This window comes from Oleiagrimonas sp., from assembly GCF_027858935.1.
In the GTDB taxonomy this organism is placed as follows: domain Bacteria; phylum Pseudomonadota; class Gammaproteobacteria; order Xanthomonadales; family Rhodanobacteraceae; genus Oleiagrimonas.
This window is the reverse complement of sequence record NZ_JAQIBU010000197.1, coordinates 1-11,594: the sequence shown is the minus strand read 5'-3', so window position 1 is coordinate 11,594 and position 11,594 is coordinate 1. Positions and strand designations below refer to the sequence as shown.

The window sequence follows — 11,594 nt, the reverse complement described above, 5'->3', positions numbered from 1 at the left end:
GCCACGAAGATGTTGACGGTGCGCGCCACGTGATCGAGCGCGCTGTTGACCTTGTTCGGCGCCTTCGGTGCCTTGGTCAGGGTAAACACGATCTTGTAGGTCTGATCGGCCTTGGGCTGGAACGATCCATCGGCCACATAATGGATCTTGCCGTAGCCATGAATCGTGGGCGTGGACCAGAACCCGTGCTGGGATCCAGCCGCCATGGCCGGAAGGCAAACCAGAGCCGAGGCCATCACGACGAGGCTGGCCCAAACAGTACGTACACGCATGTCGGTTCTCCTGTGGGAGTGGAACCCTGTCAGATTGCCGCAGCCGATGACATGCATCCAATGCAAAATAAGCACATCAACGATATATTTTATGCATGAATCTCCATCACCTCTCGGTGTTTCATGCGATTGCCGAAACCGGCAGCATCACTGCGGCGGCGCGCAAACTGCACATCTCCCAGCCCGCACTCTCGCGTGAACTGCGAATGTTCGAAGAGCGCCAGGGCGTGGTGTTGTTCGAACGCCGCCCGCGCGGCATGCGCCTGACCCAGGCCGGCGAGGTCCTGATGGAACATGCCAGGCGGCTGTTCGCCATCGAGCATGCGGCGGAACTGGCCCTGCGCGAGGAAGCCGGCGCCCGTCGTGGACGTCTCAGCATCGGCGCCAGCAACACCATTGGCACTTATCTGCTTCCGCGCATCATGACCCAGCTGCGGAAACAGCGTCCCGAGGTGCAGCTGACCCTGTTCGTGGGCAATACCGAACAGGTCTCGGAAGGTGTCCTGGACCTGCGCTTCATGATCGGTTTCATCGAAGGGCCACTGCATGTGTCCGGACTCGGGGCCACGACCTTCCAGGATGACGTGCTGGTCCCGGTGACGGCCAGCAACGATCCGCTTCTGCATGCCGCTCGCCTGGATGTAGCGGACCTGCAGCATCATTCCCTGCTGATGCGTGAGCACGGATCGGGTACGCGTGAACTGATCACCACCATGCTGGACTCGCACGGCATCCGCGCCAAAGGCGACAACGTGATGGAATTCGGCAACACCGAAGCCCTCAAGCAGGCTGCCGTGCATGGCGGCGGCATCGCCTGGCTGCCACGCATCAGCATGCAGGCCGAGTTGCGTGAAGGCAGCCTGCGCGAGCTCGATCTACCCAACCTGTGCATCCGACGCCCTCTGAAGGTCCTGCACCGCCAGGGCACGCAAGCCTCGCCGCTGGTCAGGGCATTGCTTGAACTGATGACATCGGACCTGCCCACGCGCTTGTGAACTCAGCAACACGCCGCAGCATGCCGGGAGACACTGGGGCGCATCCGGATCAGGCTGCTAGCATGCGCGAATGAAATCGAGCATCCCTTCCCGAATCGATGCGCTGCAACAGAGCATGCGCAAATATCAGGTCGACGCCTGTCTGGTCGCCAGTGCCGACCCGCACCTGTCCGAATATCTTCCCGGGCACTGGCAAGCGCGCCAGTGGCTGTCGGGATTCGACGGTTCTGCCGGTACCCTGGTGGTGACCGCCGACTTCGCCGGACTCTGGACCGATTCACGCTATTTCGAGCAGGCCGAACAGCAACTGCACGGTAGCGGCATCCAGTTGATGCGATTGCGCATCCCGCATACCGCCGAATACGAGCAGTGGCTGGCAGGCCACTTGCAGCAGGACCAGACACTCGCCGTCGCCGGCGACACGCTCTCGCTGGCGGCCGCCCGCAGGCTGCGCGGTGAACTCGAACGCGGCCATGGCGCGCGCTTGCGCACCGACCTGGATTTGCCCGGTGGCATCTGGACATCACGACCTGTACTGCCCCGAGCCAAAGTCCACCCGCAGGCGAACGACTGTCAGCAAGGCAGTCGCCAACAGCGTCTGCAGCGCATTCGCAAGAGCATGCGCAAGCTTGGTGCCAGTCATCATCTGGTGTCCAGCCTGGACGACATCGCCTGGATCACCGGCCTGCGTGGCAGCGACGTGGAATACAACCCTGTGTTCCTGTCCCACCTGTTGATCGAGCCTGATCGCTGCGTGCTGTTGATCGACCCCGACAAACTTGATGCAGCGCTGGTCTCGCAGCTGCAGGCCGATGGCATCGGCGTGCGCGATTACACGGAAACAAGCTCGGCCATGCATGAGGTGCCCACCGGGGCGCATGTGCTGCTGGATCCATCACGGGTGGTGATGGAGATCGTCGACGCCCTGCCCGAAACCGTCAAACGGATCGAGCACGCCAATCCGTCGACCGCGATGAAGGCCATCAAGAGCGATGCGGAAATCGAGCATATCCGCGCCACCATGCGCGAGGATGGCGCCGCGCTGGTGCAGGGGGTCCATGCCATCGAGCGCCGTATTGCGTCCGGTGAAACCACCAGCGAGATCGATGTCGCCGACATCCTGCGCGCTTGCCGCGCCCGCCGCCCGCATTTCATGGGCGAGAGCTTCGGCACCATTGCCGGCTACATGGCCAACGGCGCGATGCCGCATTATCACGCCACCCCGGAACAGCATGCGCTGATCCGCGCGGAAGGCCTGCTTCTGGTCGACTCCGGTGGCCAGTACCAGGGCGGTACGACCGACATCACGCGCATGTGGGCCTTTGGACCGACCACCGACGAGCAACGCCGCGACTGCGCGCTTGTGCTCAAGGGCATGATCGCCCTCAGCCGGGCGCGTTTCCCCGCAGGCAGCAGCGGACCGCAGCTGGACGCCCTGGCGCGTGCGCCAATCTGGGCGGCGGGTGGCGATTACGGCCACGGGACCGGACATGGCGTGGGCTATTTTCTCAATGTGCACGAAGGTCCGCACGGGATTCGTCCTCCGGCACCTGGTGGAGCCCTGGTGGCCCTGGAACCGGGCATGATCAGCTCGATCGAGCCGGGGCTGTACAAGCCCGGACGCCACGGTGTCCGACACGAGAACCTGGCGGTAGTGATCGAATGCGAGGAAACCGAGTTTGGCCGCTTCCTAGGTTTCGAAACCCTGACCCTGTGCCCGATCGACACCCGGGCGCTGGACCTGGACCTGCTGGATGCGAACGAACGCGATTGGCTCAATGAATACCATGCGCAGGTCTGCGAGGCCTTGTCGCCGCTGCTGGATGAAGCGGATCGCACGTGGCTCGAGTTACGCTGCGCCCCGGTCCAGCCCTGAAACCGAACTGAGCCATTCGTGAAACCGGCTTGCACGTCTCATGGGTGCGTTGCTTGTGCTGGTGTACGCAGGAATCCCGTTGCTTTCGCAGACAGATCCGACCGCAAGGCGCAGACTTGACCGCATGCGATGTGCTGGCCATGCTGCAGCGCCGAATCAACCCAGTCCAATCACCCTCCATCGGGAACCCATCCTTCCACATGAGCAGTCGCTACAACGCCGCGGACATCGAAGTCCTCTCGGGTCTGGATCCGGTCAAGCGCCGTCCGGGCATGTACACCGACACCAGCCGGCCCAACCACCTGGCCCAGGAAGTAATCGACAATTCAGTGGATGAGGCGCTGGCCGGACATGCCAAGACGGTTGAAGTGAAGGTCTTCAAGGATGGTTCGGTGGAAGTGCGCGACGACGGCCGCGGCATGCCGGTGGATATCCATCCCGAGGAGGGCGTTCCCGGCATCGAGTTGATCCTCACGCGCCTGCACGCGGGCGGCAAGTTCTCCAACAAGAACTACGCCTTCGCCGGCGGCCTGCACGGCGTCGGCGTGTCCGTGGTCAATGCCTTGTCCACGCGCCTGGACGTGACCATCCAGCGCGACGGCAACGAATACTGCATGGGCTTCGCCCACGGCGAACGCAGCTCCGGACTGGAGATCGTCGGCAGCGTCGCTAAGCGCCGTACCGGTACCACGTTGCGCTTCTGGCCAGATCCGAAATACTTTGATTCTTCAAAGATTTCCATGTCAAAGCTCAAGCATCTTCTACGCGCAAAGGCAGTCCTCTGCGCCGGCCTCAACGTGCGTCTGGAGGACGAAGCCAGCGGCGAAGTGTTGGAGTGGCACTACGAGGACGGCCTGGCCGACTATCTCAAGTCCGAGCTGGGCGGCACCGAATGCCTGCCGAGCGAGCTGTTTGTGCGCCACCTGGAGCGCGATAGCGAGACCATCGACGTGGCCTTCGCCTGGCTGCCCGAAGGCGAGCTGGTGCAGGAGTCCTACGTCAACCTGATCCCGACCGCGCAGGGCGGTACTCACGTCAACGGTCTGCGCACCGGCCTGACCAATGCCCTGCGCGCGTTCTGCGACCTGCGCAACCTGCTGCCACGCGGCGTGAAGCTGGCGCCCGAGGACGTGTGGGAGCGCCTGGCCTTCGTGCTCAGCGTGAAGATGCGCGACCCGCAGTTCGCCGGACAGACCAAGGAACGGCTGTCCTCGCGCCCGGCCGCGGCGCTGGTGGAGAATGCGGTGCACGACGCCTTCACGCTGTGGCTGAACCAGCACGTGGACACCGGCGAGCGTATTGCCCAACTGGCCATCGAGCATGCCAGCGCGCGGCTCAAGGCTGCCAAGAAGATCGTGCGCAAGAAGATCGTGCAGGGGCCGGCCCTGCCCGGCAAACTGGCCGACTGTGCCTCCAGCGACCTGGCCCGGACCGAACTATTCCTGGTCGAGGGTGACTCGGCCGGCGGCTCGGCCAAGCAGGCGCGTGACAAGGACTTCCAGGCCATCCTGCCGCTACGCGGCAAGATCCTGAACACCTGGGAAGTGGAATCCAGCGGCGTGCTGGCCTCCAACGAGGTGCACGATCTGGCTATCGCCATCGGTTGTGACCCCGGCAGGGACGACCTGTCGGGCCTGCGCTACGGCAAGGTCATCGTGCTGGCCGACGCCGATTCGGACGGTCTGCACATCGCCACTCTGCTCTCGGCCCTTTTCCTGCGTCACTTTCCGTCGCTGGTGCGCGAGGGCCACGTGTTCGTGGCCATGCCGCCGCTGTTTCGTGTCGACGTCGGCAAGCAGGTGTTCTACTGCCTGGACGAAGAGGAAAAACGCATCCTGCTCGAACGCATCGAACGCGAGAAGATGAAGGGTGCCGTCAACACCACGCGCTTCAAGGGTCTGGGCGAGATGAACCCGTCGCAACTGCGCGAGTCGACCATCGATCCGGACACCCGCCGCCTGGTGCAGTTGACCGTGGACGATGGTGACGGCACGGCGCAGATCATGGACATGCTGCTGGCGCGAAAGCGCGCCGGTGACCGCAAGGCATGGCTGGAGGAAAAAGGCGACCTTGCCTCGCTGGAGGTGTGAGAACGCCAGGGCATAACGTGAACTTGCGCCTGCGAAATGCCGATGCCATTCTCGGGCGTGACGGGTTGCGCCATGCGCCCCGCATGGCAATGCATCTTCCGACCCACCCGGTACACGCATGACCCTGAGTCCCGACGTCGTGATGGAACGCGAGCAACTCGCCCGCCTGCTGGAGCAGTCGGGCCGCGGTGACCAGAACGCCTTTGCAGAGCTGTACCAACGCAGCTCACGCAAGCTGTTTGGCGTGTGCCTGCGCATGCTGCACGACCGCAGCGAAGCCGAAGACATCCTGCAGGAGGTCTTCGCGACGGTCTGGCGGCGGGCTTCCAGCTTCGATGCCGCGCGCGCGACTGCCATGACCTGGCTGATCACCCTCAGCCGCAACAAGGCCATCGACCATCTGCGCAAGCGCCGCGAAACGTCCGGTGACGATGCCGTGATCGCCGAACTGGCCGATGATGACCCTGAGCCTGCCGCCCACGCACAGACCAGCGAGGAACACCAACGTCTCGAACATTGTCTGGAGGAGTTGCAATCCAGACATCGTGATTCGGTGCGTGAAGCTTTTTACAGTGGCGCCACGTATATCGAGTTAGCGGAACGAATCGATGTGCCTCTGGGCACCATGAAAAGCTGGATTCGACGCAGCCTCATCAAGCTGCGCACCTGCCTGGAACGATGAATACGACAACCGACCATGACGGACACGAAAAGCTGCGCGGCGCCGAATACGCGCTGGGCGTGCTCGATGCTGCCCAGCGCCGCCAGATCGAGCAGCAGATGCAGGACGATCCGGAACTGGCCGACGCCGTGGCCGGCTGGCACAAGCGTCTGACGCCGCTGGCCGAGGAGATCGCCCCGGTTGAACCGGCCCCGTATGTGTGGGCACGTATTGTTTCCGAACTGGGGCTGCATCCGGACAGGCAGGACGCCAGGATCGCGCGCCCGACACAGGGCGGATTCTGGAACAACCTGCGCCTGTGGCACTGGATCGGCATTGGCGCAAGCGGCCTGGCCGCGGCCTGTCTGGTGCTGCTGTTCACGATCCCCCGCGCGCCGCAGCCTGCCGCGCCGGTGACGGCCCCGGCAGCCCGCTACCTGGTCGCCCAGATCAAGCAGGACAACGGCGTGGCCGGATGGACCGCGACCGTGGATGTCGGCCACAAAAGCATGATCGTGATCCCGGCCACGCCGGCCGCGGTGACCTCGGGCAAGTCCACCCAGTTGTGGCTGATCCCGCCCGGCCACAAGCCGATCTCGCTGGGCCTGATCGCCCGCGACAAGAGTACCCGGGTCACACTTGATCCCGCCCTGCTCGCGCAGCTGGGCCACAAGGCCCTGCTGGCGGTTTCGGTCGAGCCGCCAGGTGGCTCGCCGACCGGCCAGCCGACCGGACCGGTCATCGCCAAGGGCAGCATCAACGGCGCCTGATGCACCGACCGGACTGAACCACCAGGCGTTACGATTGCCGCACGGACCCTGCCGTGGTCCCCTGCACTGGAGCACACGCATGGCACTGACGCCCCCCATCGAACTGGACCGCTGGATCGAAGAGCATCGTCACCTGCTCAAGCCACCGGTCGGCAACAAGTGCATCGTCGACGGTGATTTCATCATCATGATCGTGGGCGGGCCCAACGCGCGCAGCGACTACCACCATGACGAAGGTCCGGAGTTTTTCTACCAGATCGAAGGCGAAATGGTGCTCAAGGTGCAGGACGAAGGTCAGCCGCGCGACATCCCGATCCGCGCCGGCCAGCTGTTCTACTTGCCGCCCAGGGTGCCGCATTCGCCGCAGCGCATGGCCGGATCGGTCGGCCTGGTGATCGAGCGCATGCGTCTGGACAACGAGAAGGACGGCCTGCTGTGGTACTGCGAACAGTGCAACCACAAGCTGTACCAGGAGTTCTTCACCCTGCACAGCATCGAGGACGACTTCCCGCCGGTGTTCGAGCGCTTCTACGGCTCGCGCAACGCGCGCACATGCGAGGCCTGCGGACACCTGAATCCGGCCCCCGAAAAATACAGCCGGGCATCGTAGGAACGCCAAAAAGCGCCTCCCCGGCCTCCCCCTGCTGCAGGGAGAGGTGTCCGAAGATTCCACTCTAGGATGCGATCAGGCGGTTCACGCGCTTGAGGAACGCGGCCGGGTCCGCCAGTGGCGCACCGGCGGCGACTTCGGCCTGCTCCAGCAGCAACTGTGACAAGTCACCGGCGGCCGCATCATCGGTAGTCGCTTCCAGACGCTTGAGCAACGGATGGCCAGGATTGACCTCCAGCACCGGCGTGGTGTCGGGGATGGCCTGGCCGGCCTCGCGCAGCAGCCGCGCCAGGTGCGGGGCCATGTCGTGATCGGCCAGCGCCAGGCAGGACGGCGAATCCACCAGGCGGGACGACACCCGCACGTCGGAGACGCGCTCACCGAGCAGATCCTTGATGCGCTTGAGCAACGGTTCGGCCTGCTTGCTGGCGGTCTCCTGCTTCTCCTTGTCGGCCGCATCCAGCGGTAGTTCGCCCTTGGATGCGTTGCGCAGGCGCTTGCCCTTGTATTCATTCAGCGTGCCAAGCATCCACTCGTCGATGCGGTCCGAGAGCAGCAGCACCTCGATACCCTTGGCCTTGAGCGACTCCAGTTGCGGGCTGCCCGCGGCGGCGGCGTGGGTCTCGGCGCTGATCACCCAGATGGCGTCCTGCCCGGCCTGCATGCGACCGATGTAGTCGTCCAGGGACACGGTTTGCGCCGCAGCCTCGCCCGAGGTGGAGGCAAAACGGAGCAATCCCGCGACGCGCTCGCGGTTGTCCGGATCCTCGACCACGCCCTCCTTGAGGGTATTGCCGAAGGCCTTCCAGAAGGTGGCGTACTTGTCGCCCTCGTCCCGCGCGAGCTTGTCCAGCAGGTCCAGCACGCGTTTCACGCAGGCGCCGCGGATACGGTCGACCTGGCGGTTCTGCTGCAGCAATTCGCGGCTGACATTGAGCGGCAGGTCGTCCGAGTCGACCACGCCGCGCACGAAGCGCAGGTAGGCCGGCAGCAACTGCTCGGCGGCATCCATCACGAACACGCGCTTGATGTAGAGCTTCAGGCCCTTGCGCTCGTCGCGGCCGCCCATCATCAGGTCGAACGGTGGCTGCGCCGGCAGGTAAAGCAGCGTGGTGAAGCTCTGCTTGCCCTCCACCCGATTGTGGGTCCAGGCCAGCGGATCATTGAAGTCATGGCCCATGCTCTTGTAGAAGCCGACGTAGTCCTCGTCGCTGATCTCGCTCTTCGGGCGAGCCCACAGCGCGGACGCATCGTTGATGGTTTCCAGATCCGTGCCCGGCTTGCCGTCCTCGTCCTTGGGCAGCCGGATCGGGAACGCCACGTGGTCGGAATACTGGTGCACCAGCGAACGCAGTTTCCAGGCCTTGAGGAACTCGTCCTCATCGTCTTTCAGATGCAGCGTGACGGTGGTGCCGCGCGCCTCGATCGTCTCGTTCTCGAGCAGGTACTCGCCCTTGCCGTCGCTCTCCCATTTCACGCCCTGTGATGCGTCCGCGCCGGCGTGGCGGGTGTGCACGGTGACCTTGTCGGCGACCACGAAGGCGGCATAGAAGCCCACGCCGAACTGGCCGATCAGGCGCGAATCGGCCTTCTGGTCGCCGCTCAGGTTCTCCAGGAACTTGCGCGTGCCGGAACTGGCGATGGTGCCGATATTGGCGATCACGTCCTCGCGGGTCATGCCGATGCCGTTGTCGCGCACGCTGATCGTGCGCGCCTCCGGATCCCACAGCACGTCGATGTGCAGATCGGTGTCCTCGCCCGTCAGGGCAGGCTCGGCGATGGCCTGGAAACGCAGCTTGTCGCAGGCGTCGGAGGCATTGGAGATCAGCTCGCGCAGAAAGATCTCCTTGTGCGAATACAGCGAATGCGTCACCAGGTGCAGGACCTGGGCGACTTCGGCTTCGAACTTTCGGGTTTCGGTGGCGTTCGCGTTCATGCGGATGGACTCCAGTACAAGGCGTTGAAGACGGTGGTGGCGCCGGGCGGTAGCGCGGCGGGGCATGCAGGCTTTTTCGGGGCACTGGGGCGCACTTTCAAGGGCGCGCTGGCATCATCGGGGCATGAATTACCGCGGACGCTTCGCTCCCTCGCCCACCGGCCTGTTGCATGCCGGCTCGCTGGTCGCTGCTCTGGGCAGCTGGCTGAGCGCCCGCCAGGCCCGCGGCCAGTGGCTGCTGCGCATGGAGGACCTGGACCCGCCGCGCGAAGTGGACGGCTCGGCCGCTGCGATTCTCGGCACCCTGCAGCGCTTCGGTCTCAAGGCGGACGCCCCGGTGCTCTATCAGTCCGCACGTGGGGCGGACTATCAGCAGGCCTTTGATGCCCTGCACAAGCATGGCCATGTATTTGCATGCTGGTGCAGCCGGGCGGATCTTGCTGCCCGGGGCGGTGTGCATCACGACGGGCACTGCATCACCCCGCCGCAAGACGATCGCGAACCGGCCTGGCGCATCCGCGTCCCCGACCGCACGATCACATTCATCGATGGCCTCCAGGGCCAGCAGCGACAGGATCTGCGAAAGGTGGTGGGCGATTTCGTGCTGCGTCGCGCCGACGGTTGCTGGTCCTACCACCTCGCCTGCGTGGTGGACGATGCCGCGCAAGGCATGACCGAGGTGGTGCGTGGTAGCGACCTGCTCGCCTCCACCGCACGCCAGATCTTTCTGCAGCAGCTTCTGGGCCTGCCCACGCCGGACTATCTGCACCTGCCGATTGCCCTGCGCGAGGATGGCGGAAAACTGTCCAAGAGCGCTCGCGATCTTCCTGCAGCCGGCGATGACCCGGTTCGGGAACTTGCCCGTGCTTTGGCCTTCCTCGGTCAGGAGGTCTCCGACGAGTGCTGCGTGGAACACCTCCTCGAAAGCGCATGGCGCCGGTTTGATCGAGCACGCCTGCCGCGCAGCAAACAACTTCCCTGGCCTCCGCGGGAACGGTCACTTCCGTTGCCGTGACAGGCATGCAACGAACCCGACTTCGCCACTGGTGCAGTGCAATATATTCTGCTAGTTTCGCCGCATGTCACAGACCAAGCGCACCATCAAGAAGTACCCCAACCGGCGCCTGTACGACACCGAGATCTCCAGTTACATCACTCTTGAAGAAGTTCGCCAGCTGGTTCTGGATGGCGAGGCATTCGAAGTGCGAGACGCCAAGTCAGGTCGCGACCTGACCCGTTCGGTCCTGCTGCAGATCATCGCCGAGCATGAGGAACACGGCCAACCCATGCTGTCGCCCAAGCTGCTGACCCAGATCATCGGATTCTACGGGGATACACTGCAGGGTTTCATGGGTCCGTATCTGGAACGCAGCCTGCAGGTCTTCCTCGATCAGCAACAGCATTTCCGCGCCCAGCTCGAAGACATGCTGGGCCAGGCGCCGGGCACGGTCCTGAATGAACTCGCCGAGCGCAACATGGATCTCTACACTTTGTTGCAATCCAGCCACACGGACGCGTCAGCCGCGACATTGGCAGCAAACCGGGCCAAAAAATCCTGACTGCACGGATTTGATGCGCCGCGGTACATGCGATGCCAGCCCATTTCCCGAATCTACGCCGTCCATCCTGACATCGCGGATGGCAAAACCCATCCTGCTCGCCGGCAGTGAGCGTCTATCCGGCATGGAATACTGCATGCAACGCGAACCGATCACCATCATCGGAGCCGGCCTGGTCGGCGCACTGCTGGCCACGCTGCTGGCACGGCGCGGACTGGCGGTGCGGGTCATCGAGAAACTCCCGGACCCGCGACGCGCGGGCTTCGCGGGCGGCCGTTCCATCAACCTTGCACTGGCCGGACGCGGCTACAGCGCCCTGCGGATGGCAGGTCTGGAAGACGCCGTGCTGAACCAGGCCGTGATGATGCGCGGCCGGATGCTGCACGATCCACATGGCCGGACCGAACTGCAAAGATATGGAGTGAATGACCAGGAAGTCATCTGGTCGGTTTCACGCGGTGACCTGAACATGCTGCTGCTGGATGCCGCCGAACGCCGTGGAGCGCAGCTGAGCTTCGACGCCAGCATGGTGGCGGCGGACTTCGAGCAGGGCACGATCACGCTCGAGCATGCCGACCACACACGCACGCAACTGCGTGCCCCCGTGCTGGTGGGTGCGGATGGAGCCGGGTCGACCCTGCGCAAGGCCATGGCGACACAACTCGACCTTGGCGAACGCACGGATATGCTCGACCATGGCTACAAGGAGCTCGAGATCCCTCCACTGGCGGCTCTTGCACAGAACACCCGCCCCGTATCCGCGGCTCCTGGCGCACGGCATGCGATGGACCCCCATGCTTTGCACGTGTGGCCGCGCGGCGGCTA

Annotated in this window: 10 protein-coding genes and 1 pseudogene; 9 read left to right on the top strand and 2 right to left on the bottom strand. The window is 64.2% G+C overall.

The window, feature by feature from the left end:
* Positions 1-272 (bottom strand): annotated as a pseudogene (locus PF446_RS07320) (sulfur reduction protein DsrE); the annotation flags it as partial.
* A 95-nt stretch (positions 273-367) separates the two neighbouring features.
* Between PF446_RS07320 and PF446_RS07315 the strand changes: the two are divergent.
* The 6 genes from PF446_RS07315 to PF446_RS07290 all read left to right on the top strand — a co-directional run bounded on the left by PF446_RS07315 (position 368) and on the right by PF446_RS07290 (position 7,274).
* Positions 368-1,267: a LysR family transcriptional regulator gene (locus PF446_RS07315; RefSeq protein WP_298070670.1), complete on the top strand. Its 900-nt coding sequence runs from the start codon at positions 368-370 to the stop codon at positions 1,265-1,267.
* A gap of 70 nt (positions 1,268-1,337) precedes the next feature.
* Positions 1,338-3,143 (top strand): aminopeptidase P family protein, encoded by a 1,806-nt coding sequence (locus tag PF446_RS07310; RefSeq protein ID WP_298070669.1) that lies wholly within the window; start codon positions 1,338-1,340, stop codon positions 3,141-3,143.
* Between the two features lie 200 nt (positions 3,144-3,343).
* Positions 3,344-5,233 carry a DNA topoisomerase IV subunit B gene (parE, locus tag PF446_RS07305; RefSeq protein ID WP_298070667.1) on the top strand — a complete coding sequence of 630 codons (1,890 nt, stop codon included), beginning with the start codon at positions 3,344-3,346 and terminating at the stop codon, positions 5,231-5,233.
* Between the two features lie 118 nt (positions 5,234-5,351).
* Positions 5,352-5,915 (top strand): sigma-70 family RNA polymerase sigma factor, encoded by a 564-nt coding sequence (locus PF446_RS07300; RefSeq protein WP_298070665.1) that lies wholly within the window; start codon positions 5,352-5,354, stop codon positions 5,913-5,915.
* Positions 5,912-6,664 carry an anti-sigma factor gene (locus PF446_RS07295; protein WP_298070663.1) on the top strand — a complete coding sequence of 251 codons (753 nt, stop codon included), beginning with the start codon at positions 5,912-5,914 and terminating at the stop codon, positions 6,662-6,664. The genes PF446_RS07300 and PF446_RS07295 overlap by 4 nt, the downstream gene beginning before the upstream one ends.
* Before the next feature lie 79 nt (positions 6,665-6,743).
* Positions 6,744-7,274, top strand: coding sequence for a 3-hydroxyanthranilate 3,4-dioxygenase (locus tag PF446_RS07290; protein WP_298070662.1), 531 nt, complete (start codon positions 6,744-6,746; stop codon positions 7,272-7,274).
* Between the two features lie 64 nt (positions 7,275-7,338).
* Here PF446_RS07290 and htpG read toward each other — a convergent pair whose 3' ends face one another.
* Positions 7,339-9,210: a molecular chaperone HtpG gene (gene htpG, locus PF446_RS07285; RefSeq protein ID WP_298070660.1), complete on the bottom strand. Its 1,872-nt coding sequence runs from the start codon at positions 9,208-9,210 to the stop codon at positions 7,339-7,341.
* Between the two features lie 124 nt (positions 9,211-9,334).
* Here htpG and gluQRS point away from each other — a divergent pair, with 124 nt between their 5' ends.
* From gluQRS to PF446_RS07270, 3 genes are all read left to right on the top strand, one after another.
* Complete coding sequence (gene gluQRS / locus PF446_RS07280) at positions 9,335-10,225, top strand: tRNA glutamyl-Q(34) synthetase GluQRS (RefSeq protein WP_298070658.1); 891 nt, start codon at positions 9,335-9,337, stop codon at positions 10,223-10,225.
* 64 nt (positions 10,226-10,289) lie between these two features.
* Positions 10,290-10,769 carry a polyhydroxyalkanoate synthesis repressor PhaR gene (gene phaR / locus PF446_RS07275; protein ID WP_298070656.1) on the top strand — a complete coding sequence of 160 codons (480 nt, stop codon included), beginning with the start codon at positions 10,290-10,292 and terminating at the stop codon, positions 10,767-10,769.
* A gap of 136 nt (positions 10,770-10,905) precedes the next feature.
* Positions 10,906-11,594 (top strand): FAD-dependent monooxygenase (locus tag PF446_RS07270; protein WP_298070654.1); only part of this gene is annotated, 689 nt, incomplete at its 3' end.

Bases quoted from the DNA above. Each gene is read 5' to 3' on its own strand.
- PF446_RS07315 (WP_298070670.1), top strand. From the start codon at position 368: ATGAATCTCCATCACCTCTCGGTGTTTCATGCGATTGCCGAAACCGGC.
- PF446_RS07310 (WP_298070669.1), top strand. From the start codon at position 1,338: ATGAAATCGAGCATCCCTTCCCGAATCGATGCGCTGCAACAGAGCATG.
- parE (WP_298070667.1), top strand. From the start codon at position 3,344: ATGAGCAGTCGCTACAACGCCGCGGACATCGAAGTCCTCTCGGGTCTG.
- PF446_RS07300 (WP_298070665.1), top strand. From the start codon at position 5,352: ATGACCCTGAGTCCCGACGTCGTGATGGAACGCGAGCAACTCGCCCGC.
- PF446_RS07295 (WP_298070663.1), top strand. From the start codon at position 5,912: ATGAATACGACAACCGACCATGACGGACACGAAAAGCTGCGCGGCGCC.
- PF446_RS07290 (WP_298070662.1), top strand. From the start codon at position 6,744: ATGGCACTGACGCCCCCCATCGAACTGGACCGCTGGATCGAAGAGCAT.
- htpG (WP_298070660.1), bottom strand. From the start codon at position 9,210: ATGAACGCGAACGCCACCGAAACCCGAAAGTTCGAAGCCGAAGTCGCC.
- gluQRS (WP_298070658.1), top strand. From the start codon at position 9,335: ATGAATTACCGCGGACGCTTCGCTCCCTCGCCCACCGGCCTGTTGCAT.
- phaR (WP_298070656.1), top strand. From the start codon at position 10,290: ATGTCACAGACCAAGCGCACCATCAAGAAGTACCCCAACCGGCGCCTG.